The sequence below is a fragment of the Caballeronia sp. LZ043 genome, from assembly GCF_031451075.1.
Classification (GTDB): domain Bacteria; phylum Pseudomonadota; class Gammaproteobacteria; order Burkholderiales; family Burkholderiaceae; genus Caballeronia.
Window position 1 is genome coordinate 372,643 of record NZ_JARUXT010000003.1, and the last position, 26,990, is coordinate 399,632.

General features: G+C 65.7%; 21 protein-coding genes. 2 read left to right on the top strand and 19 right to left on the bottom strand.

Translation table 11 applies throughout. The features are described 5' to 3' along the window. Window positions 1-3 precede the first annotated feature (3 nt). Together QCE64_RS21890 and QCE64_RS21895 are read right to left on the bottom strand one after the other, a co-directional pair. The gene (locus tag QCE64_RS21890) at window positions 4-4,878 is read right to left on the bottom strand and encodes a response regulator (RefSeq protein ID WP_310006209.1); all 4,875 of its coding nucleotides are present in this window, start codon (window positions 4,876-4,878) and stop codon (window positions 4-6) included. A gap of 177 nt (window positions 4,879-5,055) precedes the next feature. Then, entirely contained in the window at window positions 5,056-5,844 is a 789-nt protein-coding gene (locus QCE64_RS21895) for a substrate-binding domain-containing protein (RefSeq protein WP_310006211.1), read from the bottom strand. A gap of 180 nt (window positions 5,845-6,024) precedes the next feature. On the opposite strand from QCE64_RS21895, the gene QCE64_RS21900 reads away from it, so the two are divergent. Then, window positions 6,025-6,279 carry a DUF6723 family protein gene (locus tag QCE64_RS21900; RefSeq protein ID WP_309818671.1) on the top strand — a complete coding sequence of 85 codons (255 nt, stop codon included), beginning with the start codon at window positions 6,025-6,027 and terminating at the stop codon, window positions 6,277-6,279. 237 nt (window positions 6,280-6,516) lie between these two features. Continuing rightward, on the top strand, window positions 6,517-7,920 hold the full coding sequence (locus QCE64_RS21905) for an MFS transporter (RefSeq protein ID WP_310006213.1): 1,404 nt from the start codon (window positions 6,517-6,519) through the stop codon (window positions 7,918-7,920). A gap of 103 nt (window positions 7,921-8,023) precedes the next feature. On the opposite strand, the gene QCE64_RS21910 is transcribed toward QCE64_RS21905, so the two are convergent. From QCE64_RS21910 to sctC, 17 genes are all read right to left on the bottom strand, one after another. Next, window positions 8,024-8,323: a hypothetical protein gene (locus tag QCE64_RS21910; RefSeq protein ID WP_310006215.1), complete on the bottom strand. Its 300-nt coding sequence runs from the start codon at window positions 8,321-8,323 to the stop codon at window positions 8,024-8,026. A gap of 62 nt (window positions 8,324-8,385) precedes the next feature. Next, the gene (locus tag QCE64_RS21915) at window positions 8,386-13,842 is read right to left on the bottom strand and encodes a helix-turn-helix domain-containing protein (RefSeq protein WP_310006217.1); all 5,457 of its coding nucleotides are present in this window, start codon (window positions 13,840-13,842) and stop codon (window positions 8,386-8,388) included. 137 nt (window positions 13,843-13,979) lie between these two features. Next, window positions 13,980-14,405 (bottom strand): hypothetical protein, encoded by a 426-nt coding sequence (locus QCE64_RS21920; RefSeq protein WP_309923503.1) that lies wholly within the window; start codon window positions 14,403-14,405, stop codon window positions 13,980-13,982. Window positions 14,406-14,410: 5 nt separating this feature from the next. Beyond that, window positions 14,411-15,733 carry a FliI/YscN family ATPase gene (locus tag QCE64_RS21925; protein WP_310006218.1) on the bottom strand — a complete coding sequence of 441 codons (1,323 nt, stop codon included), beginning with the start codon at window positions 15,731-15,733 and terminating at the stop codon, window positions 14,411-14,413. After that, window positions 15,733-17,808: a flagellar biosynthesis protein FlhA gene (locus tag QCE64_RS21930; protein ID WP_309923507.1), complete on the bottom strand. Its 2,076-nt coding sequence runs from the start codon at window positions 17,806-17,808 to the stop codon at window positions 15,733-15,735. The genes QCE64_RS21925 and QCE64_RS21930 overlap by 1 nt, the downstream gene beginning before the upstream one ends. 1 nt (window position 17,809) lies before the next feature. Next, on the bottom strand, window positions 17,810-18,550 hold the full coding sequence (locus QCE64_RS21935; protein ID WP_310006220.1) for an EscU/YscU/HrcU family type III secretion system export apparatus switch protein: 741 nt from the start codon (window positions 18,548-18,550) through the stop codon (window positions 17,810-17,812). A gap of 6 nt (window positions 18,551-18,556) precedes the next feature. Further along, window positions 18,557-19,282 (bottom strand): flagellar biosynthetic protein FliR, encoded by a 726-nt coding sequence (locus QCE64_RS21940; RefSeq protein WP_310006222.1) that lies wholly within the window; start codon window positions 19,280-19,282, stop codon window positions 18,557-18,559. A gap of 2 nt (window positions 19,283-19,284) precedes the next feature. Next, entirely contained in the window at window positions 19,285-19,560 is a 276-nt protein-coding gene (sctS, locus tag QCE64_RS21945; protein ID WP_309815595.1) for a type III secretion system export apparatus subunit SctS, read from the bottom strand. Beyond that, window positions 19,557-20,216: an EscR/YscR/HrcR family type III secretion system export apparatus protein gene (locus QCE64_RS21950; protein WP_310006224.1), complete on the bottom strand. Its 660-nt coding sequence runs from the start codon at window positions 20,214-20,216 to the stop codon at window positions 19,557-19,559. Before QCE64_RS21950 ends, sctS begins: the two co-directional genes overlap by 4 nt. Then, window positions 20,213-21,196 (bottom strand): FliM/FliN family flagellar motor switch protein, encoded by a 984-nt coding sequence (locus tag QCE64_RS21955; protein WP_310006226.1) that lies wholly within the window; start codon window positions 21,194-21,196, stop codon window positions 20,213-20,215. Before QCE64_RS21955 ends, QCE64_RS21950 begins: the two co-directional genes overlap by 4 nt. Beyond that, a complete protein-coding gene (locus QCE64_RS21960) occupies window positions 21,193-21,906 on the bottom strand; it encodes a FliH/SctL family protein (RefSeq protein ID WP_310006228.1) in 714 nt (237 codons plus the stop codon). Before QCE64_RS21960 ends, QCE64_RS21955 begins: the two co-directional genes overlap by 4 nt. Then, a complete protein-coding gene (locus QCE64_RS21965; protein WP_310006230.1) occupies window positions 21,900-22,481 on the bottom strand; it encodes a hypothetical protein in 582 nt (193 codons plus the stop codon). The genes QCE64_RS21960 and QCE64_RS21965 overlap by 7 nt, the downstream gene beginning before the upstream one ends. Continuing rightward, window positions 22,478-23,332, bottom strand: a complete 855-nt coding sequence (gene sctJ, locus QCE64_RS21970; RefSeq protein ID WP_310006232.1) for a type III secretion system inner membrane ring lipoprotein SctJ — start codon at window positions 23,330-23,332, stop codon at window positions 22,478-22,480. The genes QCE64_RS21965 and sctJ overlap by 4 nt, the downstream gene beginning before the upstream one ends. After that, window positions 23,329-23,655 carry a hypothetical protein gene (locus QCE64_RS21975; protein WP_310006235.1) on the bottom strand — a complete coding sequence of 109 codons (327 nt, stop codon included), beginning with the start codon at window positions 23,653-23,655 and terminating at the stop codon, window positions 23,329-23,331. Before QCE64_RS21975 ends, sctJ begins: the two co-directional genes overlap by 4 nt. Window positions 23,656-23,760: 105 nt before the next feature. Next, the gene (locus QCE64_RS21980; protein WP_309923525.1) at window positions 23,761-24,132 is read right to left on the bottom strand and encodes a hypothetical protein; all 372 of its coding nucleotides are present in this window, start codon (window positions 24,130-24,132) and stop codon (window positions 23,761-23,763) included. A gap of 132 nt (window positions 24,133-24,264) precedes the next feature. Then, window positions 24,265-25,362 carry an FHA domain-containing protein gene (locus QCE64_RS21985; RefSeq protein ID WP_310006237.1) on the bottom strand — a complete coding sequence of 366 codons (1,098 nt, stop codon included), beginning with the start codon at window positions 25,360-25,362 and terminating at the stop codon, window positions 24,265-24,267. Continuing rightward, window positions 25,359-26,957 (bottom strand): type III secretion system outer membrane ring subunit SctC, encoded by a 1,599-nt coding sequence (gene sctC, locus QCE64_RS21990; RefSeq protein ID WP_310006239.1) that lies wholly within the window; start codon window positions 26,955-26,957, stop codon window positions 25,359-25,361. Before sctC ends, QCE64_RS21985 begins: the two co-directional genes overlap by 4 nt. Window positions 26,958-26,990 lie beyond the last annotated feature (33 nt).

Genomic DNA, 26,990 nt, shown 5'->3' on the forward strand with positions numbered 1-26,990 from the left:
TCGCTATCTCACCGCCGCAGCATTGAGCGCATTGAGCAATGCCAGCGGATCGAACGGCTTGCGCAGATGGATGGCGCCGGGCAGGGCGCGCCGTTCTTCGTCGCTGAGCGCGAGGTCGAAGCCGGTCACGAACACCACGCCGAGCGCCGGCATCTCGCGCGACGCCGCAATGGCCAGCGCCACGCCCGATTCTCCCGCGAGATCGACATCCGTCAACAGCACTTCGAAGCGCTGCGCGCGCAGCAGCGTCATCGCTTCGTCGACGCTGCCCGCTTCCATCAGGTCGAGACCAAGCGTGCGCAGCAACTCCGCGCTGCTGACGCGCACCAGTTCGTTGTCTTCGACGTACAGCACGCGCATGTGCGCGAGCGCGTCGTCGGTCGGGGCGTCCGGGACGTTTGGTACGGCGTGTCCGGCTGTCTCCGCGTGCTGTGTCTGCTCCGGCCGCTGCCCGAGCACATGGCGAACCTTGCGCGCCAACGCCTCGTGCGTATAGGGCTTGCTCAGCAGATCGATGCCTTCGTCGAGCCGTCCGGCGTGCACGATGGCATTGTCCGTATAGCCCGACGTGAACAGCACCACGATGCCCGGCACACGCTCGCGCGCCTTGCGGGCCAGCTCGGTGCTGCGCAAGGGGCCGGGCATGACGACATCGGTGAACAGCAGATCCACCGGCACGCCGCTCTCGACGATCGCCAGCGCACTTTGCGCATCCTTCGCGCGCAGCACGCGATAGCCGAGGTCCGCGAGCAACTCGACGACCGTCGCGCGCACTTCCTCGTCGTCCTCGACGACGAGGATCGTCTCGCTGCCGCCCTTTGCCGGGCCGGCGTCGATGGCAGTTTCGAGATCCTCTTCCTCGCGTGCGCGCGGCAGGTAGATGCGCACCGTCGTGCCGTGTCCTTCCTCGCTGTACACCTTCACGTGGCCGCCCGACTGCTTGACGAAGCCATACACCATCGAGAGGCCGAGCCCCGTGCCCTGGCCTTCGCGCTTGGTCGTGAAGAACGGCTCGAACGCGCGCTCCTGCACTTCCGGCGACATGCCCGCGCCCGTATCCGTCACGGCGACCATCACGTACTGGCCTGGCGCGACATCGGCGTTGCGCAGCGCATAGGCTTCGTCGAGCGACGCGTTGCCCGCCTCGATCGTCAGCCTGCCGTGCGCGTTCATCGCGTCGCGTGCGTTGATCGCCAGATTGAGCAGGGCGTTCTCCACCTGGAACGGATCGACGAGCGTGTTCCACAAGCCGCCCGACACGATGGTCTCGATCTCGATGCCGTCGCCCAGCGCGCGGCGGAACATGTCGTCGAGGCCGCGCACGAAGCGTCCGAGGTTCACGACCTTCGGCGCGAGCGGCTGGCGTCGGCCGAAGGCGAGCAGTTGCGACGCCAGGTTCGCGCCGCGCGCGACGCCCGCCAGCGCGTTGCGCACGCGCTGCTCGGCCTTCTCGCGCCCGGCCACATCCTTGGTCAGCAATTGCAGATTGCCGCCGATCACCTGCAGCAAATTGTTGAAGTCATGCGCGACGCCGCCCGTCAGCTTGCCGATGGCTTCCATCTTCTGCGCCATCCGCAGCGCCTCTTCGGCGTGGCGCAGCGCGTCGGCGGTTTCGCGGTCGGCGGTGACGTCGCGTCCCACGCCATGAATGCGCCGCGTGCGCGGGTCCAGCGCGACGTTCCAGGCAATCCAGCGCCAGCCGCCGTCGTGACGCATCAGGCGGCATTCGTAACGCACGGACAGGCCCATCGAGCGCAGGCGCTCGAGCTGCACGGCGGCGGCGGCGGCATCGTCGGGATGGACGAGATCCATCACCGTGTGCGAATGCAAACGCTGCGAGTCGAAGCCGAGCAGATGCGTCCACGACGGACTCACGCGCAGCAACGCGCCTTCAAAGCTGGCGACATAGAACAGGTCTTCGCTCAGTTCCCAGAGGCGGTCGCGGTCGGCCACGGCATCGGCCACGCGGCGTTCGAGCGTTTCATTGAGATCGCGCAGCGCATCCTGCGCCTTGGTGCGTTCGCTGATCTCGTCCTGCGCGGCCTGAAAGAGGCGCGCATTGTCGATGGCGATGGCCGCCTGCGACGCGATGCCCGCCAGGATCCGCTCCGCGCGCTCGCCGAACACGCCTGCTTCCGGATGCCCGAAGAACAGGCCGCCGAGCACTTCGCCCGTGCGCGACAGCACTGGCGCGGCCAGATAGCTGCATACGGCGAGATGACCTTTCGGCATGCCGTGATGCGGCGCGTTGTGGCCATAACGCGGGTCTTTCGTGATGTCGTCCGAACGGACGATGCCTTCGCCCCCGAAGGTCGGCCCGAAGACGGCGGTGTTGCGCGGCATCGGGAAGCGGTCGAAGCTGTCCTTCGGCACGCCCGACAGCGTGTAGAGCGTATAGCGCCCGCCCTGTTCATCGATCACGTTGTAGAAGAACGCGCCGAACGCGGCGCCGGTCAGTTCCGTCGCGGCATCGACGACGACCTGCACCGCGCGGCTCAGTTCGAGTTCGCCCGCCACCGTGTTGCCGACGCGGTTCAGGATCTCCAGCGTGCGCGATTCGTCGCGCAGCTTCTGCTCGGTCTCGTGGCGCAGCCGCGCCAGCCGCAGATTGCTCGCGACGCGCGCCAGCAGCTCGCGCGCGGAGAACGGCTTGGTCAGGTAATCGTCGGCGCCGGCTTCGAGACCGCTCACGCGCGCTTCCTCGCCGGCGCGCGCCGACAGCAGCACGACCGGTATCTCGCGCAAGCGCGCGTCCGCCCGCACGGCGCGCAGCAGGCCGAAGCCGTCGAGGCCCGGCATCATCACATCGGAGACGATGACCTCCGGCGGCGCGGCGCGGGCCATCGCGAGCGCCGCCTCGCCGTCCTGCGCGACGCTCACCTCGTGACCCGCCGCGCTCAGCATGCGGCGCATGTAGTCGCGCAGGTCGGCGTTGTCGTCGACGACCAGCACGCGGCCCGGCTCCGCGTCCGCCGGCGTCGGCTCGACGGCGCCTTCCGCGCCCAGCGGCGCGTCTTCCTCGCGCGGCACGGTGTCCGCGTCCGCGCGCTCTTCGGCGTCCGGCATCCAGCGCAGCGCGGCATCCACGTAGGAGCGCGCGCGGGCGCTGGCCTCGGCGGGCGGTGTGACGGGCCGGTCGGATTCATCGGCGTCGGCGTGAATGGCGGGCAGCCGCACCGTGAAGCGCGCGCCATCGCCCAGTGTGCTTGCGGCCTCGATGGTGCCGCCGTGCAGCTTGACCAGTTCCTGCACCATCGCCAGGCCAATGCCGCTGCCTTCCACCGAGCGTCCCGTCGCGCCCGCGACGCGATGGAAGCGCTCGAACACGCGTCCGAGTTCGTGCTGCGGAATGCCGATGCCGGTGTCGCTCACCGTCATCTCGATGCCATGCTGCGCATGATCGCGCAGCGCGATGCGGATGACGCCGTCAAACGTGAACTTGAGCGCGTTCGACAGCAGGTTCATCACGATCTTTTCCCACATGTCGCGGTCGATGTTCGCGAGCAGCGGCGCGGCCGGCACGTCGATCTCGAGGCGCAGTCCTGCGGTTTCGATCGCCGAGCGGAACAGCGACGCCAGTTCCGCCGTGAAGCGGGCGAGGTCGGTGGGCTGACGGTGGATCTCGATGCGCCCGGCCTCGATGCGCGAGAAGTCGAGCAGGGCGTTGACGAGCTTCAGCAGCCGCAGGCCATTGCGATACATGATCTCGACGAGCCGCCGGTCCTCCACGCCGATGCGCGCCGGGCTCGCGAGCAGCTCTTCGAGCGGACCGAGCATCAGCGTGAGGGGCGTCCTGAACTCGTGGCTGATGTTCGAGAAGAAAGTGGTCTTGGCGCGGTCGATTTCCGCGAGCGCTTCGGCGCGGCGGCGTTCTTCGTCATAGGCGTGCGCATAGCCGATGGCCGCGCCGATCTGCCCGCCCACCAGGTTCAGGAACGCGCGATAGCCTTCGTCGAAGAGTCGGTAGGGATTCAGCGCGACGATCAGCACGCCCGCCCGGCCCGTCTCGCCCGAAGGCGCGATGGGCACGAGCACGGCGCGGTCCGGCGCGACGTGCCACGCGCCTGTCGGCAGTGCCGTGCCGAAACGCTGCCGCAAGTCAGTGACCACGCACGGCTGGTTGTCGCGCAGCACGCTCGCAAGCGGCCAGGCTTCCGCGCGGGCCGCCGGATGATCGGCGCCGATGCCGCACGCGCCGACCCGCTCGGCGGTCTCGCTGCCTGGTTCGGCCGCGAACAGCAGCGCGAAGGGCATGTCGCGGGATGCGCCTTGCAGCGCGGCGACCGACAGGCTGCACGCGTCGCGCCAGGTGCGGGCGTCGGCGGCGGAGGCGGCGAGTTGGCGCAACACGTGGAGCTGGCGCTCGCCAAGCACGCGCTGGGTGTCGTCGCTGTTCGCGCAGATGATGCCGCCGGTGCCCCCGCGGTCGTCGGGGATCGGGCTGTAGGAGAAGGTGTAGTAGGTTTCCTCCGGGAAGCCGTTGCGCTCCATGATGAGCAGCTTCTGTTCGACGAAGGTGCCTTCGACGCCCGAGCGTGCCGTATCCAGCAGCGGGCCGATGTCGCTCCAGACCTCGCGCCATACCACCGAGGTCGGCTGGCCGAGCGCATGCGGATGCTTGCCGCCGATGATCGACTTGTAGGCGTCGTTGTAGAAGAACAGCAGGTCCGGGCTCCAGCCCACCCAGATGGGCTGGCGCGACGTCAGCATGATGCGGATGGCGGTCTTGAGGCTCTGCGGCCAGTGCTCCGGCGAACCAAGGGCGGTCTGCGTCCAATCCGCCTGACGGATGAGGGCGCCCATTTCGCCGCCTCCCTGGAGGAAGCTCGGGTCGAGCCCGTCGCTCCTCGAATCCGCGATCAGATTGTCAGCTTTCATCGACGGTTGGTCTCCTCGCCCTGTCTCGATGTGGCGACGTGAAAGGTTCAGCGCCAGAGCGCTCGTGCCGCCGCGTGTGAGCACGTCCGGATTTTCGCATGGAACGGGTTTTCAATTCAGGCGCGCGCACGCGTCAGGCCCGTCCGTCAAGGCGCTCAGGCTGCTTGCTTAGGGCACTCAGGGCGCGGCGACCGGATCGAGACCGGTGGCGCGCACCGTATCCTGCACCTGCGGCGAGGCGAGGTAACGCAACAGCGCGCGTGCTTCGTCGGGATGCTTTGCGCCCACCGGAATGCCGGCGGCGAAGCGCGTGACGGACTGCACCTCCTCGGGAATCCGGCCGACGAACTGCGCGCCCTGCACCGGCAGCAGTTCGCTCACCTGCTGCAGGCCGATCTCGTACTCGCCGTTCGCGACGACCGAGGCCACCGGGATTTTCGGCACCATCCTGGCCTTGGCCTTGACCTGATCTTCGATGCCAAGTTTCCCGAACATCTGGTTCTGGATGTAGACACCGCTTGCGCTGTCCGAATAGGCGATGGACTTCGCGTGCAGCAGCGTCTGTCTGAAAGCCTCCACGCTGCCGATGTCGGGCTTCGGCGCGCCCGCGCGCACCGAGACGCCGATACGGGAATCAGCCAGCTCGACACGCGAATCCGGGATGACCTTGCCTTGCTTGATGAGATCGTCGAGCGCGTAGCCGACCATGATCACCACGTCGGCCTGCTCGCCTCGCGCCAGACGGTTCGGGATGGCTTCGGGCGCCTTGCCCATCGACGGGCCGAGCGCGGTATCGAGGGTATTGTGGGTGGACGCCGCGAACTTCGGGCCGAGGATCTTGTAGGCGGCGGTGAAGCCGCCGGAACTCATCACGTACAGTTCAGCCGCTTGGACAGCCGTTGCGGCCGTGGCGACGAACGTGCAGACAGCGGTGCAGACAGCAATCTTCCTGAAAAGCATTTTCATGGGCGTCGAACGTAGGGAAGGGGAAGCAGCCGCATTTGAACCCAAAGCGGCGCATCGGCGCAAGCGCCAGCGTGCACCGGCATCGGAACGCAATTTGCAGGACTCGTTCTTGCTGAAGGTGTGGTGCAGCAAAAAGCGATCAACAGACCAGCCGAATTCCCGTCGAACATGTCAAGACCGATGCCCAGGACTCAACCCTTATCAGAAGCAGGCGCGCACGAAGGCTTCGACATCTATGCGTCGTATGTCGTGAATGCGACGGGCATGCATATCGGCACGCTGAAAGTCGTGAGAAAGCGCGACAAGCGAGTGCTTTATCCCTTCGATGGTTGCGAGACCATCGGCCCGTTCGAATCGAGCGAGGATGCGCGGCACGCGGCGGAAGCGCTGGGCGTGCGCATCGTCGAGGCGGATATCGCGAATCCCGAACCCTGAAGGCACTGCACATTGTCCTGCGACATTCATCGCCAAGCCGCCGACGCAGTAAGAAGCGCCGCGTCATGCGTGGCCGGGCGGCAAGTTTGGCGCGTGTGATGGGGAAAACCCCAGCGCGGCGATCGTCCTAGGACATGCGGCCTCTGCCGCATGCGTCTGTATCTTGAAGTTCAAGGCGGTGCAGGGCGCGCGACTCCGCGTGCGGCACCGGGCTACTGACGCATCGGGAAGACGACCATGAGCGAACAGCACCTCACTACGCGGCAAGGCCATCGGGCGCAGCAGTTTCACGCGCCATCGCGCGGACCGATCCGGCGCGCGATGGCAGCCTCGGCCATCGGCAATGCAACCGAATGGTTCGACTACGGCATCTATAGCTACGGCCTCACCTATATCTCGGCGGCGCTGTTCCCCGGCAGCACGGCACAGGCCACGCTGTTCGCGCTCGCTGCTTTCGCGATCTCGTTCCTCGTGCGCCCGCTCGGCGGACTGTTCTGGGGGCCGCTCGGCGACCGGCTCGGCCGCAAGCATGTGCTGGCGCTGACCATCCTGATCATGTCGATGGCCACGCTGCTCGTCGGCCTGTTGCCTTCCTATGCAAGCGTGGGTTTGTGGGCGCCGGCGGCGCTGGTCGTGCTGCGCATGATCCAAGGGTTCTCGACCGGCGGCGAATATGGCGGCGCGGCCACTTTCATGGCCGAGTACGCGCCGGATCATCGGCGCGGCTTCTGCGGCAGCTTCCTCGAATTCGGCACGCTCGCGGGCTTCTCGCTCGGCGCATTGCTGATGCTCGGCTGCTCGGTGCTGCTCGGCAATGACGCGATGCACGCATGGGGCTGGCGTCTGCCGTTCCTGGTCGCGGCGCCGCTCGGGCTGATCGGGCTGTATCTGCGTTCGAAGATGGAAGACACGCCGGTATTCCGCGAATGCGCCGAAGCGGCGGAGCGCGAGACGCATGCGGGCTTGCCGTTGCGCGAGCTGTTCGCGCAGTACTGGCGGCCGCTGCTGCAACTGGGCGGTCTCGTGGTGGCGCTGAACGTCGTCAACTACGTGCTGCTCGCCTACATGCCGACGTTCATGAAGAAGGAACTCGGCATGAGCGACAACCTTTCGTTGCTGCTGCCCCTGCTCGGCATGCTGTCGAAGATGGTGCTGCTGCCGTTTGCCGGGTTGTTGTCGGACCGGATCGGACGCAAGAAGGTGTGGTGGCTGTCGCTGGTGGGCATCTTCGTCGCCGCCGTGCCGATGTTCTCGCTGATGTCGCATGGCATCGCGGGCGCGTTGATCGGACTGGCGGTGCTGGGGCTGCTCTATGTGCCGCAACTGGCGAGCATCTCGGCGATGTTCCCCGCCATGTTCCCGACGCAGGCGCGCTATGCGGGCATGGCGATCGCCTATAACGTGTCGACCTCGCTCTTCGGCGGCACGGCGCCGATGGTCACCGACTGGCTCATCGGCCGCACCGGCAGCACGCTGGTGCCGGCGTATTACATGATGGGCGCGTGTGCGGTCGGCGCGGTGGCGTTGCTGTTCGTGACGGAGACGGTGGGATGCTCGTTGCGCGGCCGGGAGATCCCGGGGCAGGGCGAGGGGCGGCAAGAGGAGTCGATTGAAGGGTTGGGAGAGCACAGGCACGCGTGACAGGTGTGTCTGAGCTGTTGCTTCGATTGCGCGAAACGGCTCCGACGTTAGTCAACCCGTCAGAAGCCCAGGAATTCCGCGATTCCCCGCATCTGACGGCCCGTCAGTTCGGGACCCTTGCCGGTGAGATAGGCGCCCCCTTCAGACCTGTGTCCGGATCGACTTCCCAGTTGCCCTTCTCATTGATGTGCATCTTGGGTGCATTGGGCGAGCCTTCACGCCGCTTAATCTGCCAGCAATGAGCGGTGTCGTTCCAGTCCACCGGGTAGGGCTTGCCGTCCTGCTGGATGTAATGCTGGCCGCCTTCGTCGCGATACAGGCCGCGGTCGTCCGGATCAGGGGTGAGCTTGCCGGAGGGTGAACGTGAATAGTCCTCGGGCACCAGTGGGATGCCTGCCGTCAAGCCTGGGCCAAGTCCACCTTTTGGCTTGGGCGCGCGCTTCGACCAAGATTTCGACAAACCCGCTAGAAGCCCGCGAATTCCGCGATCCTCTGCATCTGTCTTGCCGTCAGTTCGGGACCATTGCCGGTGAGAAAGGTGAGAATCATCTCCGGCGTGATGTCTGAATAACCTCGGGCAGTCAATTCTGCTTGCAGACTTTGTGGTGCGGGGCTGTTCCCGTCGAGCCAGGCATCGATTGAGTCGGCCTCTGCTTTACTCAGTTTTGTATGGTCTTCGGAGAATTGCTGGAGCTGCTTGCTTCCCCAGGAAGGCTCAGGTTCTGGGGGAGCAACATGTTCTGGTTGCGTGGCGCCGGCGGTTCCCGTCTGAGTCTGCCCGGTATCGCCCGGACCGGCGTCCGTGCGCTGCCGCTTCGCCGGCGGTTCGCCCGCATCTCGCACGTTGCCTGACTCATATCGTCCGGCCCCGGCTCGCATGTGTTCGATCACATCTTCCGGCACGCCGGTTTGCTCGCTGATCAGCCAGTTCGGCTCGCCTCGATCAAGGCTACGCAAGATGTCGGCGCGTTGCATTCCGGTGACGGGATAAGTGAGCTGATCGGTCGTGCCTCCCGGCTGAATTCTCCACGGTCTGTCCTGCGTTATTTTGTAAGTCGGAAGGTGTTCTTTTCTCGCATATCGCAACCCCGCGCGAAGAGCCGCGATCTCTTCACCGTCAGTAAATTTGTCGGCGACCTCCTGCAGCGGTCTGCCTTGCGTAAGCTCAGCGTATATGGCGGCGCCGCGCGCCATATAGATATTCTCTATCTCTTCTGGGATTCGCTGAGGTATTACCTCTCCGCTGTCGCTCATATAGTGTTCCACCCAAGCCTCGGCTGTGCCTTCGCCAAGGCCGAGTCTGCGCTCGATCTCAGGAAAGGCGTAGCCGCGCTCGTAGAGTTCAAAAGCGTGTCGGTATTGATCCATGCGGCCCGCATTTGCCCCCTGCGCCTCCTGTACTGTGGAAGCAGTTGACGGGTGTTGCGCGGTCCGGCTGGTTCCCGGTTGGGGTTTGTGCGCGGTCCCGCTGGTTCCCGGTTGGGGTTCCGGTGCGGTGCCGCTGGTTTCGGGACGGGGCTGCTGGGTGCCGCCGGGTTCGACACCCGAGTGCAACTGCTGCGCCGGCGCTCCAGCCGGATCGGGCGCATTACCGGTCTGAATCCATTCGTGTGCCTGAGGAAAGTATTGCCCGTTCCTGGCCTTGATCTGCTCGACCCAGCCTGGCGGCAAGCCGGTATCCTTGCTGATTTCCTCCGTTGATTTGCCTTGCTTGATTCCCTCGTTGACTTTGGCGCTTTGCTCATCGGTCATGGGAATACGAATCTGATTGGGCGCGCGTTCCGGTTGGCTTTGCACAGGCATGTCTTGCGCAATTCGCCAAGGCCTTTCTCGTGGAATTACATCGGTCGGAAAGTGACAGGTTTCCGCGTACCACATTGCGTTGCGATAAGCCGCCAGCGCGTCACCGTGGGTGAATTTGTTTGCGACTTCCGTCAGCGATCTGCCTCGATAGAAGTCTCTGTACATTAGCGAGGAGTGGTTTCTATAAAACGGGTCTTCCATTCCTCCAATTCGTACAGGCCCTAAATCACCGCTTTTGAGCGCATATCTTTCAATGTACCGCTTGACTGTTGCGCGGCTGACGTGGAGTGCGTCGGCGATTTCGGTCAGGTTTTGCCCGCGCTCGTAGAGATCGAAAGCCTGTTTGTAGAACGCAAGAATCCCGCTCCGAGGCACGCCGCCCTGCAATCCCGTATCGAGATTGACTTCCCAGTTGCCCTTCTCGTTGAGACGCATGTTGGGGGAATTGGGTGAGCCTTCACGGGGCTCCATTTGCCAGCTATGAGTGTTTTCGTTCCACTTCATTGGATACGTCTTGCCGTCCTGCTGAATGTAGTTCTGGCCGCCTTCGTCGCGATACAGGCCGCGGTAGTTCGGATCGGGCGTGAGCTTGCCGGAGGGTGGTCGCGCGTATTCTTGGGGCACCAGCGGGATGCCCGAGGTCGAACCGGATGTGGCGGCCGTGCTGCCCGGTACCGGCGTGGTGATTTCGGGTTTCGGGGCATTGGCGGATTCGTCTTTTGCATTGCCTTCACCGGGCTTGACCTCTTCTTTGAGCTTCGGCTCTTCACCGGGCTTGACCCCCTCAGCGGGCTTGACCGTTTCGGAAGGCTTGAACTCGGAGCCAGCCTTGCTTTCGCTGGCTCCGCCGAATTTCGGGAGCTTTGCCTCGCCCAGCATGCTCCCGACCAACGCCGAAGCGAAGTCGATGCCCTGTCTGGCCCATTCGGGAAGCGATTGGGCCGGCACGATGTAGTCGACGAGCAGATTCACGCCCGGGATGAGGCCCACGAAGAAGCGGCCGAGGCCATCGTCGAGCTGCTGCCGCCAGAGCGGCAGCGGCGGGGTGTGCGCATCGAGATACGAGGTTTCAATGGGCCCGTGCTGGGATGCAGCGTGATACATATTCATGGCATCGAGAATGCTGCGGTTCTCCAGTTGATAGCGATACAGCAGATCGCCACCGAAGTTGCCCATGCGCAGGTTATCGATGTTGGTCTGCGTGGGATCGGGCGGCAGCGGCGGGAGCACGGGTGTGCGGTGGAAGGGGTCGCTTTGCAGGGCTGAGATCGCCCATTCGGCTTTTTTGGTCGCATCGGCGGACCACTCGCGCAGGGGCTTGAAGTCGTCGGGCGATTTGTTCAGGCGGTACTGGAATTCCTGCGCGTTGCGTTCGGAGTTCAGGCCATGGTTCATGAACCAGTTCAGACGCTCGAATGAACTCGTGTTGTCGAGGCCGCTCTCGGCGCTGGCGACCCACATCCCCTTGGCCTCAGCCAAGGCCTGATTGATTTCCTTATCGGCCTGTTTCCACTGCTCCTGCACGTGTGAGCGCTCCTGGTCGACGAAGGTGGCAATCTGCGCCTGCATGACATGGCGCAGGTCAGCGGCCTGTTCGAAGATGCACGCTCGCTCTTCCGCGGTGGCGGCCTGGTTGAACTGCTGCCCCATCCGGGCGAGCAGATCGACTTGCTGCATGCCGGCGGCGCCGAGATAGACGGAGCCGAAGGGCTTGTTGAAGGCCATCTGCACGCGAGCGTTCGGATCAGCCATGGCTTGCAGATAGGCTCGGCTGATCGGATCGATGACGTCGGTGCGCACCGCATGAGCGATCTTCTCGCGCTGCTCCTCGGTAATGGCGGCGTTGTAGTAGGTGGTGCCCGCGGCGAGCGCGCCGCGATAGAAGTCGTGTTGCTGTGAGGGCAAGGCTTCCACCTCTTGATTGGCCTGAATGGCCTGCTGCTCGAAGCCGATGGCCCCGGAATCCGCGCTGCGCAGCGAGTCGCGCTGAAGTCCGGCCAGGCTGTTGGCGTTTGCGGCGTCGTCAGGGATGGAGGGGTTCTTGTCGAGACGCGAGAGCAATTGCGTCGCTTCGGTGTTCGAGAGCGTGACAGGCTTGACCGCGTTGGCGGCAGCGGCCGCCGCCAGCGCGGGATCAGGCGCTGGCGGCTTGGGTCCGCCTATCGTCTCCACTGTGCTCACGGGGGGTGACGATGCGGAGGCGGCGCCCTGTGTGGTTCCGTCGGAAGACGATTTCGACCTTTCGTTGGCGATGTCCGACGTGATGTTGACGGCCGACTGCATCAAGCTCGTGTCAGGGGCCAGGATCGGAAGTAGCGGCGCGGTTGGCAGGGGCTGAGTGTGGGCATCGAGATATTGCCCCTTCTCATGCGCGGGGCTCGAGGCGGCGCGAACCATTTCCTCCGCATCGAGGATGCGGCGATCTTCCTGTTGATAGCGGTACAGCATATCGGCACCGAAGTTGCCCATGCGCGAGTGCTCGGTGGTGGTTTGCGTGGGGTCGGGGGGCAGCGGCGGAAGCACGGGCGCGCGGCGGAACAAATCGCCATGCAACGCTGAAGTCGCCCAGGTGGCTTTCTCGATTGCTTCGGCGGACCAGTCGTGCAACTGCTTGAAGTCGTCGGGCGTCTGGCCCAGACGGTACTGGAACTCCTGCACGTTGCGCTCGGAGGTCAGGCCGTTGGCCATGAACAAATGCAGGCGCTCGAAGGCGCTTGTGTCCCTGTAACCGCTCCCGGCGCTGCCGAACTGCATCCCGGCGACGTAGGCCAAGGCCTTGTCGATTTCCTGATCGGCCTGTTGCCACTGACTCTCCAGCTGTGAGTGTTGCTGATTGATGAAGGAAGCAATCTGCGACTGCATGGTATGGCGCAGGTCAGCGGCTTGTCCGAAGATGCGCGCGCGTTCTTGCGATGTGGCGGCCTGATTGAACTGCCTTCTCATTTGGGCGAGCTGATCGTTTTGCAACTGGCCGGGGGTGCCGAGATAGCTCAAGCCGAAGGGATCGCTGAAAGTCAGCTGCACGCGGGCCATCGGGTCGGCCATGGCCTGCTGATAAGCGTCGTGGAGCGGCTCGAAGACTGTGGTGCGCACGGATTCCGCAATGCTCGCGCGCTCGGCTGAAGTGGCGGCGGCGTTGTAGCGAGAGGCGCCTTGGGCGAGGGCATCGCCATAGTGCGGGCGCTGATCGGAGGACAAGGATCCAAGCTGCTGGTTCGCAAGGGTGGTCTGCTGTTCGAAGCCGATCGCCGCGGGGTCCGCGCCGCGCAGTGCATCGCGCTGATAGGCGGCGAGGAGTCTGGCGTTCTGGGCGTCGTTGGGGCCGGAGGTGTCCTTGTCGAGAGGAAGGAGCAATTGCGTCGCTTCGACGTTGGTGAGTTTCGACGGGGCGGAGGTTGGTGCGTTCGTTGCCGTGTTCGTTGATGGGTTCGCAGGCTGAGCGGGTGATGACGTGGACTGATTGGCGGGAGTGATCGTTGTGGTCACTTTGTTCGTCGGTTCTTTCTCCGTTATCGTGAGCTCCCCTGCGGACGCAGTGGTCTGCGTGGAGGATGCGCCATTCGAGCCGTTGCCAGTTGACGGAGCAGGCGATGCCGTCGGTTGACTGGAGGTCGTCGAGTTCGCTGCCGTGCTCGCAGACGGGGTCTGCGTGGAGGTTGCGTTACCGGTCCCGTTTCCAGATGATGGAGCAGACGATTGCGGCGGTGGGTTGGAGGTTGCCGTGTTCGTGTTCTTATCCGTGGTTGTCGTGTTCGCAGACCGCGTCTGCGACGATCCGGACTGCCCTCCGGACGTATCAGTCAGCGTGGAAGCAGCATTACCGGTTTCGTTGCCAGGTGATGGAGACGGTGTGTTGGAGGTCGTGTTCGTGCCGGCCGTGTCAGCAGGCGGAATCTGCGACAACGTGGATTGTCCTTGAGACGGATCCTTCTGCGTGGAGGAAGGGTTCTCGGCGTCGTTGCCATCGGTCTGCGGGGACTGCGTGTTATCAGTGTCGTTGCCGGTCGAAGAGGGGGGCGGGTCGTTTGTCGAGTTGTTGTTGGTGGACGTGGTGTCGTCGTTGCCGTCATACTGCTGGGTGGAACTGGACGATGATGAACTGACGTTCGATACAGCCATTTCTGTGCTCCTGACAAGAACATGAACGTCGCCCGATACGCGCCATTTTCTTGGAGCGTTGGGGCAATGCGAGTCAATAGTGTCCCTGTCAGTCGCCTTACGCGGGTGATGCAGCAATATCTTGCAAATGCCGCCGTTCAATCTTGCCCGCGTGCTTTCATCCGGACTTCCCGCAAGCGCACACGAGCATCGTCCCTGGCGTGCATCTCGCGCCGCAATGCCGCGCGGATCGCGTGCGCTTCACGGAGGGCGGCGGCCAGACCTTCCCTCGCCGTATCCGCTTCGCGCGCCAGCACGGCCTCCCGCTGCCGATGCCGCTCACGCGCATGACGCCACATCTCCGGACCATGCGGTCCGCTCGCGCGCCAGTCCTGAAGTCCCGCCAGCTGAGCGGCGTGCAGTTCGCATTGCCCGATGGCGTGACCAAGCGCCGTCTGTGCGCTCTGCACGTCGCGTTGCGCCCGCGCAAGCTCGCCCAGCCGGCGCTGCACGCGCACGTCGCGGACCCGGCTCAGCACCGTCCAGAGCCGCAGGTGGCGCGACGCAGCAGACGAAGCGCTCATTCCCGTCAACCTTGACCTGCGCACAGCGCACGCAGTGCCGCGAGCGTGTCATCGAACGGGACGTGAGCGTTCGGGGGCTGCCGCAGGAACGCGTTGATGGCCGGATGACGTGCGATGGCAAGATCGCCGGCCGGATCGCTGCCGGCCTTGTATTCGCCGATTTGCAGCAGCAGTTCGAGATCCTGATAACGCGCGAGCCATTCGCGCACGCGCTGGGCATCGGCCTGATGCCAGTCACGCGTGACGCGCGGCATGAGACGGCTCTTGCTCCGCAGGATATCGATGGCCGGATAATGCCCGGCCGCGCCCAGCCGCGCGGCAAGCTGGATATGTCCGTCCAGCAGCGAGCGCGCTTCCTCGACGATCGGATCCGTCGCGTCCTCGTCCTCGGCGAGCACGGTGAAGAACGCGGTCACGCTGCCGCTCGCCGTGAGCCCGCTCATCTCGATGATGCGCGGAAGTTCGGCGAATACACGTGGGGGGTAGCCGCGGCGCACCGGCGGCTCGCCCACCGCGAGTCCCACTTCGCGCAGTGCCCGCGCATAACGGGTCAGCGAATCGAACAGCAGCACCACACGCTGGCCCCGCGCGCGCAAACCGCTCGCGATTTCACAGGCGAGCTGCGACGCGCGGATACGTTCGGCAGCGGGACGATCGGACGTCGACGCCACCACGACAGACCTTTCGCGCGCGCTGCCCAGATGATCGTGCACGAACTCGGCCACCTCGCGGCCGCGTTCGCCGATCAGCGCGACCACGACGGCATCGGCGCGCGCCCCGCTCGCGATCATGCCCATCAGCGTGCTCTTGCCGCCGCCCGCCGTCGCGAAGATGCCGACGCGCTGTCCGACGCCACAGGTCAGCAGACCGTCGATGGCGCGCACGCCGGTCACGAACGGCTCCGCGATCAGCGGGCGTTCGAGCGGATTGATGGTCGCCAGCGCTTCGTTGCGCCCGCCTGGGCGCGGGGCGACGGGCGGCATGCCGTCGAGCGGCTGGCCGAGGCCGTCGATCACGCGGCCGAGCACGCTGCGGACATCCAGCCGGTGCCACTCGAGCCCGCAGCCTTCGACGCGCGTGATGTCCGACAGCCCGTTGAGCCCGGCATAGGGCATCACCAGCGCGCCGTCCGGCGTGAAGCCGACGACTTCGCCGCTGTGCTGTTCGAACGTATCCGGCCGCACGAGGCGGACTTTTTCGCCGATGCGCAACGAAGCGCCCACCACCCGCACGACCACCCCGCGCGCTTCCACCACGCGGCCGGACAGGGTCGGAGAATCGAGCAGCGAAGGCAGCGCTTGTGCCTGGTTTGCGATGTCCCCGGTCATCACGACCTCGAGAAAGTGAAGATGTTGCGGACCTGGTAGACATCGCGCGGAATCTCTTCGATCGCGACCACCTCCATGCGGATGCCGAGCGTCTGGAACACGCGGGCCATATGCGGGCGCAAGGTTGCCGACGTGACCAGCAAATGCACCGTGCGCGCCTGCATGCCGAGCACACGCCGCACGGTATCGAGTTGCGTGAAGTCGAGCGGACAGTACGGCTCGCCGTCCCGAGCGCGCTGGATGCTGGCTTCGAGTTCGGCTTCCCACTCAGGCTCCAGCACGCCGCCCTGGATCTCCCAGGTTTCGAGGTTCGCGTGCCCGCGCACAATCTGCGGCCCGAGTTCGATACGAACCTCCCGCACCATGCGGTCGAGTGTGTGCTCATGCGTGGGCGCGCGCAGGATCGCTTCGAGGATGCCGCGCAGATTGCGGATCGACACGTGCTGCTGCAGCAGTTGCCGGAGCACGGCGGCGAGCTGCACCGTCGTCACGCGTTGCTCGATCTGCGCCACCAGCTCGCGGAACTCGCCGCCGATGCGATCGAGCAGGAAGCGCGCTTCCTGCGTGCCCATCAGGCGCGGCGCGCAGCGCTCGAATACTTCGACCAGATGCCCGCTGAGCGCGGCCTCTGGCGTGTGCGTCGTGAACACGGCAGGATCGAGCCGGCTCGCCGCGGCGGTGGGCACCCAGACGGCTTTCTCCGCATCCAGCCGATAGCCCGCGACGCCCTCCATCGTGACGTCGGCGGCGCGGCCGCTCACCAGCAGATGATCGGGCAACAGCGTGCCGCTCGCGAAGGCGACGTCGTCCACGTCGACGAGATAGCGGTCGGGTACGAGCCGCGCATCGAGCACGCAGGACAGGCCCGGAAACGGCAAGCCGAGCCGCGCGTTCAGGTCATGACGCAGCCCCGCGAGCACGCGGTTGAGCGCCTCCGGATGCAGCGCTTCGAAGGCGCGCGCGCCCACCCGCAGGCGCAGCGCGGCGCTTGTGCCGGTCTCGGCGTCGTCGAGCAGATTCGGCACGCGCCGGCTGCCGTCGCGTGCGAGTGCGGGCATCGGCGCGAGGGCGTTGGCGTGCCCCTGTCGCGACTTGCGCGTCAGCAGCCAGCCAAGACCGCCGAACAGCGCGGCAAGCAGCGCGAACTGGAGATGCGGAAAGCCGGGAATCAGCGCGAGCGCCAGGCAGCACGCGCCGGCCATCAGCAGCGCATGCGGCTGGAGCGTCAACTGGCGATACAGATCCGCGCCGAGATTGGTCGCGCCGCTCGCGGGCGACACACGCGTCACCAGCAGGCCCGCCGACACCGACACGATCAGCGAAGGAATCTGAGAAACCAGGCCGTCACCGATGGTGAGGATCGTATAGACCTGCAAGGCCTCGCTGAACGGCAGGTTGCGCTGAAGCATGCCGACCGCGAGCCCGCCGACGATGTTCACCAGCGCCACCACGAAGCTCGCGATGGCATCGCCCTTGACGAACTTCATGGCGCCGTCCAGCGAGCCATAGAAGTAGGTCTCGCGCTCGAGTCCGGCGCGCAGTTGCGCGGCCTGCTCGGCGGTGATCTGGTTGCTGCGCAGGTCGGCGTCGATGCTCATCTGGCGGCCGGGAATGCCGTCCAGCGTGAAGCGGGCGGCCACTTCGGCGATGCGGTCGCCGCCCTTCACCACGACGATGAACTGAATGGCGCACAGCACGACGAACACCACCACGCCGACGGCCACGTTATTCCCCGCGACGAGTTCGCCGAACGCGGAGATGACGTTGCCGGCGTGCGCATGGACCAGGATCATCTTGGTCGAGGCGATGGCGAGCGCGAGCCGCAACAGCGTGGTCATCAGCAGCAGCGCGGGGAAGCCCGGCAGGTCCGCCGCGCGCGACACGTAGATGCTGGAGAACAGCATCACGAAGCTGGCGCAGAAGCTCACGCCGATGAACAGATCGAGCAGGAACGGCGGCACCGGCAGGATCAGCAGGGCGATCACGCAGATGAAGCCGGCGGCCAGCGCCACGTGGGCATAGCGCGCGAGCAGGCCGGGCAGCGCGTGCAGACGGAAGGATGTGGAAGCAGACATGTTATTGGTTCAGTTCTCGGTGAAAGGCGCGGCGGCGGTCCTTGAAGTGGCGGTCGCCGTTGTCGTCGCGTTGTTCGCGCTTGATCTCGTCCTTGTCCATGCGCAGACGGCGGATGTGCAGCACGCGCTGCAAGGCGTAGTCGGCGGCGGCGGGCGCAATTTGCAGCAACGCCGTGAGCAGCAGCAGGCGGCCGTACTCGCCCGCTGCCAGACTCATCTGCGCGCGGGGTGCGAGCGCATGCGACGCGGTGAGCATCGCCATCCAGCCGGACAGCGCCTGCCATGCCAGAAAGCCGAGCAGCACGAGCTGCACGAGCATGATTCCGATGTCGACCAACAGCCTCAGGCCGAACAGATTCTTGAATCCCTCGATCGGATTGAGGCGCTTGAAATCCGGCGAAACGCGCTTGAACGCAATCAGGCCGCGGGTTTGCGCCAGCTCGGGGATGATGACGGTCATCAGCCCCATGCCCGCCATCGCGAGCGCGGCCTGGCCCGGTTCGATGAGCGCGCCGAGCACCTCGTGGACGGTCGAATCGAACGGGCGGCTCAGGTCGATGGCGGTCACGGTCACGATCATGTTGACGAACGCCACGAACACGTTGGGCGCCTGCACCGCCAGCAACAGCCACCACAGCAGACCGCTGGCGGTCGTGGTCAGCTGCACGCTCTTGGGGATGTCGCCGTCCTTGCGCGCGCGGTGCAGGCGCCGGGGACTGGGCTTGACGGTTTTTTCGCTCATTGCGCGTTACCTCAGCACCAGGGAATGCGCGAACAGGTCGGCAAGACGGCTCAGCACAGCCGGGACGCATGACGCCGCGGCGAACGAGAGCACCATCGCCTTGATCGAGCGCGCGGTGGAGAAGGGGTTGAGGCGCTTCGCGTGACGCGCGGCCAGTCCCAACGACAGGTCCGCCAGCACCATCAGCCCGAGCAGCGGCGCCGCCAGTTGCAGGCCCTGCACGAACAGCGCGGGCAGCCGGGCAAGGGCGAGGCTTTGGTAAAGGCGCGCGACGCCATCGCCGTAAGGGCCCCCGGGCGGCCAGAGCGACCAGGCATCGGCGAAGAAGCCGCACTGCATCACGAGGCCCGTGCCCGTGAAGAACGTCAGCGCGGCGAACTGCGTGAAAAGCGTCTCGAAGAGCGCGCTTTCCTGCTGGAAGTTGGGGTCGTACACGGCGGCCACCGTGTAGCCGCCTTGCTGGTCGAGGATGCCGCCCGCCGCGCCCGCCACGAAGAAGACCACGCTCATGGAGAGTCCCTGCGCGAGACCAATGAGCGCTTCCATCATGCTCGCGCCGAGCAGGTCGGCAGGCAGGCCCGCGTGCGCGGGCAGCATCGCGAACATCAGCACGAGCGGCACCCGCAGCGTGACGCCGAGGCCGCCGTCGTTGCCGAACGGAACCATGCTCAGCGCCACGGCAGGCCGGATCATGCAGAACGCGAAGCCCATGAATTGATCGAGTGTGTTCATGTTCAACGCGTGCGCCCGGCGGCGATCATGGAGAAGACATGCCCGAGCAGCCGCGCGATCTCGTGATGCGCCCACGGCGCCGCGACGATCAGCACGAGCCCGACGCAGATGATCTTCGCGCCGTAAGGCAAGCTCTGATCCTGGATCTGCGTGACCGACTGCACGAGACCGAGCAGCAGGCCCACGGCCGTGGCGACGGCGAGCATCGGCAGGGAGAGCCAGAACACGAGCAGCAGGGCGTCGCCGGAAAGCGAGGCAAGGGATGGAAGAGGGTTCACTTGGCGTAGCTGAGAATGAGTGCATGCATGAGCTTCGGCACGCCGGATGCGGCCACCAGCACGAAGAGCTTGAGCGGGATCGAGACGGTGCTTGGCGAGAGCATCATCATCCCCATGGCGGTCAGCACGTTCGCCACGATCAGGTCGATCACCAGGAACGCGACATACAGCAGGAAGCCCGCTTCGAAGCCGCTGGAGATCTCGCTGATCAGGAATGCGGGGACGAGCAGCGAGAAGTCGGTCTCGTTGGCATCGCGCGACGGGTCGATGCGCTTCGCCGCATTGACCAGGAACGCGCGCTCGGCCGGCCGCGAATGCGCCAGCATGAAGTCGCCGAGCGGACCGCGCACCGCATCGACGAATTGCGGCAGCGGCGGCAGCCCCTGCGCCTGCGAACTCGAACCGCCGTCGTTCACGCCGAGCGCCGCGCCGATCTGATGCATGGTCGGCGCCATCACGGTCAGCGTGGCGGCCAGCGCGAGCCCGGAGATGGCGAGGTTGCCCGGCGCCTGCTGCACGCCGAGCGCCGAGCGCAGCAGCGTCAGGACGATGCTGAACTTGGTGAACGACGTCGTCATCACCACGACGAGCGGCGCCACGCTCATCAGGAAGAAGATGCCGATCAGCTGCAACTGTCCCGTCTGGCCGTCGATCATGATGTCGCGTCACCGTTCGAGGTCTGGAGCATGCTCGTGATGCGCACGGCGAGGACGTCGTCGATATCCACCAGTTCGGCATGTGCGAACGGCAGACCCTGGCACAGCAGCGTCACGGCGCGTTCGCGCACGGAAATCTGCAGCGACACGAGCGAGCCGCTGCGCAAGCGGCTCAGTTCCTCGAGCGAGATGCGCAACGAGCCGATCATCGCGTCGAAGGTGAAGGTGAGGGCGTCGATCGGGATGAACTCGCTCGTGAGCTCTGTCACGGGTTCGCGATCGTTTTCAAGCGGGCGGTCCAGCACGATTTGATCTCCAACAGTTTTAAGGCCGATGCGTTGCGTGCCGCTGCGTAGCGGCACGCGGAGGTAATAAAAGTTCTTGTCGATCACGAGGGCGTCGCCGGTGCGGATGCGGCGCATGCGCGCCACCGAGAGCGTCGGACCCGCGAGGCACACCGGCAGCGGCACGACGATGCGCCGCGCCAGCGCGCGCAGATCGGCCGGCGGATGGGAGCGGCGCCGCAGCCAGCGGTCGATCTCCTCGCACTGGAACGAGACGCTCGCCATGCGCCCGCTCTGCACGTGCGTCACGGCCAGGCCATAGGCGCCGGGATCGGGCAGTGCATCGAAGGAGACGCGGGTCACTTCGAGCGCGAAGCCGAACAGGCCTTCGAGCGCGCAGAACCAGTCCTCGCAGGCGTCCAGGATCAGCTTGCAGGCATGCGCGCCGCTCGCCTCCAGACTGCGGCGCGCGAGTTCGGGCAGCAGCGCCTGGGCATCGAGATCCAGTTGCAGCAGTTGCCCGGAGGCGTGGCCATGCAGGCGCACCGGATAGCGCGAGCGGCGCGGCTCGAACGTGATGGTGAAGCGTCGATGCCCGACGCTGACCGGCAGCGGCGCCCCGAACAGCAATGCGGCGACGTTGTGGCGTTCCGCATGATCACGGCTGATTTTTTCGAGACCCTTGAACGGATTCATGTCGACGGTCCTCCGTGCGACAAGGCGTCGAGCGTCTTGCGCAGGTCGTCGCCGATGTCGTCGAACTGGGCCACGATGCGTTCGTCGAGCCGGGTGTATTCGTCCAGCACCGCGCCGATCGCCTGGCGCATGCCGCGTTCTAGCGCTTCGAGCTGCCGGTGCAATCCGCCGTCGACGACGCCGCCCTCGGTTTCCACCACGCACGAACGCGGCGGCAGGTCGGCATCGGCGAGCACGTTCACGAAGGCCAGCCCGAGTTCCTTTTCCAGCAGATCGACGGCATGCCTTGCTTCGGCAAAATCGCAGACGGCCACGCGCACCGACAGCAGGCGCTGTTCGGGCGCAGCCAGCAGGCTGCTGCGCAACTGTTTAGGCAGCGTCGCGCCCGAGGGCAGTTCGCCGACGAGATCGGTGACAGCCTGCATCACGAGCTGCAACAACCGGTCTTGCAGGCGTCCGAGCGCATACGCGGTTGCGGCGGCCGGCACGACGAGGCCGCGCAGCGCCGCGGCCTGACCGGCGCGCAGGCCGCGAACGAAGGCACGGCGGCGGGTACGGCGGGCGCGTTCGGCGAGACGCCTGGTTTCCTGCAGCACGTACTGGTGAATCTCCCGGCGCAGCGCACCGAGTTCCTGCAAGCGCACGAGGTCATCGCCGGATACGTAGCCGTCGGACTCGACGCGCCAGCCGGCGCTACGCCAGATCAGCATGGCTGCCTCCCCGCCTTCAGCACCTGGAGCGCATCGCCCATCAGTTCGAGCGCGGCTTGCTGCGACACGCGCGGGAGGCGCCATTGCGCGGCCGCCTCGGCGTGCGCAAGCGGCATGCGCAAGCGCGTCCAGGCCCGCTGCGCATCGCCGTGCGTCGCGCGCAGCGCGAGCGCCAGACCAGCGATGCTCAGACTGCGCCGCGCAAACCAGTCGACCGGGGCATCGAGCGGCAAGTCGCGATGCTCGCCGCGTGGATGACATTGCAGCAGCGCAAGCGGCGGCAGGCCCGTCGCGATCTGAAAGCGCGCGTGCGCTTCCGCGCTCACCACGAGGCGCAGCGAACGTGCGCACGCGAGCGCCGCGCACAGACGCATGAGGCGTGCGCAGGAGGTGCGGTCGAGCGGCCCGACGATCCACGGCAGCTGCGTGACGCCGGCGCGGGCCAGCATCGGGAAGCGGGTGAACAGATGCGCGGTGGCGCGGGCCCGCGCCCGTTCACCGCGCGCGGGCCGTTGCTGCGGCAGCCAGCTGTGATGCGCCCAGCCGGAGATATCGAGGAGGGGGCGGGAGGTCATCGACGGTCTCGTGTCGTGGAGGAAGCCGAATTGGCGTCGTTGGCGGCCGAGGTGGGTTCCTTCTTCGCGCGCTCGCTGTGGCGGCCGCGACGCCGGAAGAACGTGATGCCCGGCACGCGCAGCCTCGGAAATGCGCGGATGCCCTTGTCCCAGATCCACGCCGCGACGATCAGCACCAGGGCCATGACGCTCAGCGTGATGAGCACCCGCGTGGTGGAACCGTGCGAAGCGCGCCCGGGTGTGCACGTGCCGGTCTGCGCGCAGATTTCCGCGGGCGTGGCGACCGGCATGACCGGCACCATCGTCACGTAGACGCGATCCGGCGTGAGTCCGGTCACCGCGCCCGCGACCAGCGCGCGGATCTTGTTGCGCATGGCTTCAAGATTGGCGTCGCTGCGATAACGCAGCATCACCGAGGCGCTCGGCAGCGGCGCGGGTCCGAGCAGCGCATCGCGCGGCGGATCGACGACATGCACGCGGGCCACCAAGACGCCGTCCATCTTCTCCAGCGTCTCGGCGAGTTCCTGCGTGAGGCCGTACACGTAGCGAACCTGGTCTTCTTCGGGGCTGGAGATCAGCCCCTGACGGCTGAAGAGTTCACCGAGATTCGCGTGAGTTCCGCGCGGTAACGCGTAGGCGCCGACGAGCTCGGTCGCGTAGACGACTTCGTCTTCCTCGACCGAGATGCTCCAGGTCTTGTCGTTGTTGCGCAGCTTCGAACTGTCGATGCCGTGACGGCTCAGCACCGCGACGATCCGGTTCGCCTGGTCTTCGTCAAGACCTTCGAACAGCGAGGTCTTGCACGCGACGAGCAGCACGAGCGGCAAGAGAATGATGGCGCGGCGAATCATGTTCTTTGCGTGAGGGATTGGATCGCGCTGCCGGCGCTCTGTGCCATATGGGAGAGCGTGTTCAGCGTGACCGAGTAGTTGATGACGGCGGATTGCAGCATCAGCATTTCGCTGGTGGTAGGGGCCTTCCGGCGTGCGGGATCCAACAGGCCGATGATGGCCGCCGAGTCGTTTTGCACGAGTTGCTGGGCTCGCTCCGCGATGCGGGTCAGCCCGTCGCTGTCGCCGACGATGCCGGCGCGGGCCGGTTCCGGAGTGGGCGGCGGCGGGACGACCGGCGGGTCGGGCTGATACAGCGTCATGTCGGCATTGGTTGAGAGCATGGACGTATCGTGAGTAGATTGAGGGTGCGCTGCTGGTGGCCCCCGCGCGGCGGTGGCTGCGAGCCGCGGCGCGGGGGAGCTTCGTGGCGATGCCGGCGTGGGGTCTTACTTCGTGTTCTGCGCCACCGCCTTGTGCGTGTCGCCCACGCCGGACATCATCGATGTGCCTTGCTGGAGCATGGTCGTGTACTCGCTGACGGCCTTTTGCATCTGCAGCATGGTGGCGCTGCCTACGCCGCCGCCTTGGGCGCCGCCTCCACCACCCGTTTGATCCGTGCCCGCACCGGCTCCATCCTGCTGCGTCTGTTGCTCGTTGATCGCGTTGATCTCCTGGGTCTTCTTTCGAAGCGCCTTCGTAATGGCGGCCGCCAGGTCTCCCAGGGAAAGCGTGCCGTCGGCGGCAATCATGCTGGGACCGCTACGGGGGTAATAGCCCGAGTACTGCGGGACATATGCGAAATCTGAAAAATCGGACATTTATAAAATTCCTTTCGAAAGAACTGGCGTGCTCGACGGAAGCAAACTCGCTCCCGACGCCTCGCACGGCACGCCGACGCGCGAAGCCGTAATGCTCGGATGGTCAAGTGCCGCAAGGGTTGCCGCGCACCGTCAACAAGGTTTTCCGGAGGCGGTGCGCTGCGCGGTCAGGTCGTAGACGCTGCCATCCTCGCGCACGACGCTCGCCCCGCATTCACGGATGCGTTCGATCCTGCCCATTGCGATGCTACCGCCGGCGAAGTAGCGCGTACCACCGGCATCCGCGAGCCACGCCGAATGGGGCGACGTGACGAGATTGAGGCCAAAGCTTTCGAGCGGAATGCGCACGGGACCGCTCGCGTTTTCGTGACCGGCGAAGGTCAGCGCCCGCAGGCCTTCGATCTGCGACTGCGCCGTACGGGCGACCAGCGCGTAGTCCCAGGAATCGGCCTTGAGGTGCGCGCCCGCTCCCGGCAAGGTCACGATGAACGCGCCGGGCTTCTCCACCCGCGCTTGCGCGCCGCGGTAGTACTGGTCGAGCAGATCGCTCAGCTGCTCCGCGATGTTCTGCATCACGAACACACGCACGCTCACTGACTGGTCGGCGGCGCGTGCGGCCAGCGACAGCGCCGCGAGATCCGCAGGTGTCTGGACGTAGCCTTCATAGATGCGCATGCCCGAGGTCTTGTCGGTTTCCACACGCACCTGACTGAACGCGGGCCGCTCGAGCAGCGGCGCCCGCGGAGGCACGGCGTTGCTTGCGAAAGGATTCAGGCTGAGCCAGGCAGCGAGCGCGAGCGGAGTCGCCGCCAACCCGAACCACACGAGGCGCGGAATGCGCGCGCAACGCATGCGCAGCCACGCAAGCGGTGCATGCCTCAGCAGCCAGTCGGCTTCGGCCTGTTTCGTACTCTGCTCGTCCGGATACTCGCCGTGACTGAACAGCAACGAGGTATCGCCCAGGCAAAACGTGGCGCCGTGATCCAGCAGCGTGCGCGACCCCGACTTGAGCGGGCGGGCGAATACCGTGACGCCGTCGGCCAGCGCGGACAGCACGAGTTGCGGTCCGTGCAGTTGCGCGCGCGCATGGCGCGGGGCGATGCCGTCGTCGGCGAGAATCAGATCGGCGTCGTTGTCCTTGCCGATCTCGAGGTCCTGATCCACCTTGAGCGGAAGGCTCGCGCCCGCGTGCAGTCCGCTCGTAACGAAGATGCGTGGCAAGCCGTTCATCGTGCGTCCTTGGCGGTGACAGCGCGGTCCGCGCCGGTGATGGTTGCGGCTGCGGGAAGCAGGGGCATCGCGGCTGGCGTTGCAGAGGCCATCGGGGCGTCCGCCGCGACAGGCCGGTCCGTCACGCGCTTCAACTGCGGCGTGATGAGGATGAGGCGCTCGGTACGGCCGCTCGACGTCGTTTCATTGCTGAACAGCTGGCCGATGAACGGAATGTCGCCGAGCAAGGGCACCTTCGAGCCGCCGGACTGGCTGTGCTCGTATTCGTATCCGCCTATCAAAAGGCTTTCACCATCCGGCACCACGGCCTGCGTGATGATGGAGTTGCTGCGGACGCGCGGAATGCCGTCGACGGCTTCGTCGTTGTCGAAGGTGCCGTCTTCGATCTGGACGCTTAGCAGGATGCGGCCGTTTTCGGCGCCGCTTTGTTCGACGGTCGGTGTCACCTTGAGCACCAGTCCGGTATCGACGTTGAAAAGATTGGCATCCTGATTACCCGCGACGCGCACGTACATCGAATTGCGCGACGATAAGGTGGCTTCGATGTTGTTCAACGTCAGCACGCGCGGACGCGAGAGGATGCGCGCCTGCCCGTGCTGTTCGAGGGCGTGGATCTGCTGATAGAGGTAATGCGCCGAGTTGCCGAGCAGCGTGGTGAGCGTCAGGCCGCCGTCGACGGTGGCGGTGACGCCGGGCTGCACGGTTCGCGGTCCGACTGCTTCAGTGCCGAACCAGGGCGCGGCCCGTCCGCCCGTGCCGCCGCCCGCGCCCCAGCGTACGCCGAGTTCGCGCGCGGCGTCGCTCGAGACATCCATCACTACGGCGGAGATTTCCACGAGATCCTGCGGCCGGTCGAGCAAGGCGATGGCACGTTGATAGGCCGGCATCATTTCGGGGATGTCATACACCACGACAGCATTCGTGCGCGCATCCGCGACGATGTTGCGCTGCGCCGGGCTGACCGCTGTCTGCGGCAACTCATCCGGGCCGTCGCTGGTGGATGCGCTCTGTGATGTTTCATTGAGACCCGGCAGGCTCGGCAGCGGCGGGACGCCGCGCGAGCCGCCTTTGCTTCGCGCTGGATTGCGCTGGGCCGCCACGGGCAACGAACCCGCGTTCTCCATCAAGCGGCGCAGCAGGGTGGCCACGCCCGGGATGGTCTGCTTCTGACTGCCGGATTGATACGTGATGTCCTGTGCCTGTGCATAGCGCAGCGGGAATACACGGATCTGGGTCTTTTCATAGACCTGTTGCGGCGTGGTCTGCTCGCGCGCCTGGGCGATGGCGTCGGACACTGCCTCCACGAATCGCGAAGGTCCGACTACTTTCACGCTGTCCTTCGAATAGCGCAGCGGCAAATGCGGATCATCCAGCTCAAGACTGCGCAGACGGGCGGCGACTTCATCGCGGCTCAACGGCCCGAACGGCACGGTGCGGCTGCGGACATCGTCCGCGGTGGAGACGTGAATGGTCTGGCCGTCGAAAAACCAGATCAATCCCCAGGCTTCGGTGAGCGCGCGAAACACCGCGGCCGGCGGCTGATTGAATTCGCCATTGACGCTGCCGTTGACGCCGCGCGCGATATCGATACGCAAGCCACTCGCGGAAGCCACATCTTTCAGCACGTC

Coding starts and splice junctions, on each gene's coding strand:
- QCE64_RS21965 (WP_310006230.1), bottom strand. CDS start 22,481: ATGACCTCCCGCCCCCTCCTCGATATCTCCGGCTGGGCGCATCACAGC.
- QCE64_RS21925 (WP_310006218.1), bottom strand. CDS start 15,733: ATGACCGGGGACATCGCAAACCAGGCACAAGCGCTGCCTTCGCTGCTC.
- QCE64_RS21950 (WP_310006224.1), bottom strand. CDS start 20,216: ATGATCGACGGCCAGACGGGACAGTTGCAGCTGATCGGCATCTTCTTC.
- QCE64_RS21920 (WP_309923503.1), bottom strand. CDS start 14,405: ATGAGCGCTTCGTCTGCTGCGTCGCGCCACCTGCGGCTCTGGACGGTG.
- QCE64_RS21980 (WP_309923525.1), bottom strand. CDS start 24,132: ATGTCCGATTTTTCAGATTTCGCATATGTCCCGCAGTACTCGGGCTAT.
- sctJ (WP_310006232.1), bottom strand. CDS start 23,332: ATGATTCGCCGCGCCATCATTCTCTTGCCGCTCGTGCTGCTCGTCGCG.
- QCE64_RS21895 (WP_310006211.1), bottom strand. CDS start 5,844: ATGAAAATGCTTTTCAGGAAGATTGCTGTCTGCACCGCTGTCTGCACG.
- QCE64_RS21930 (WP_309923507.1), bottom strand. CDS start 17,808: ATGTCTGCTTCCACATCCTTCCGTCTGCACGCGCTGCCCGGCCTGCTC.
- QCE64_RS21975 (WP_310006235.1), bottom strand. CDS start 23,655: ATGCTCTCAACCAATGCCGACATGACGCTGTATCAGCCCGACCCGCCG.
- QCE64_RS21890 (WP_310006209.1), bottom strand. CDS start 4,878: ATGAAAGCTGACAATCTGATCGCGGATTCGAGGAGCGACGGGCTCGAC.
- QCE64_RS21905 (WP_310006213.1), top strand. CDS start 6,517: ATGAGCGAACAGCACCTCACTACGCGGCAAGGCCATCGGGCGCAGCAG.
- QCE64_RS21940 (WP_310006222.1), bottom strand. CDS start 19,282: ATGAACACACTCGATCAATTCATGGGCTTCGCGTTCTGCATGATCCGG.
- QCE64_RS21935 (WP_310006220.1), bottom strand. CDS start 18,550: ATGAGCGAAAAAACCGTCAAGCCCAGTCCCCGGCGCCTGCACCGCGCG.
- QCE64_RS21955 (WP_310006226.1), bottom strand. CDS start 21,196: ATGAATCCGTTCAAGGGTCTCGAAAAAATCAGCCGTGATCATGCGGAA.
- QCE64_RS21900 (WP_309818671.1), top strand. CDS start 6,025: ATGCCCAGGACTCAACCCTTATCAGAAGCAGGCGCGCACGAAGGCTTC.
- QCE64_RS21915 (WP_310006217.1), bottom strand. CDS start 13,842: ATGGCTGTATCGAACGTCAGTTCATCATCGTCCAGTTCCACCCAGCAG.
- QCE64_RS21960 (WP_310006228.1), bottom strand. CDS start 21,906: ATGCTGATCTGGCGTAGCGCCGGCTGGCGCGTCGAGTCCGACGGCTAC.
- QCE64_RS21985 (WP_310006237.1), bottom strand. CDS start 25,362: ATGAACGGCTTGCCACGCATCTTCGTTACGAGCGGACTGCACGCGGGC.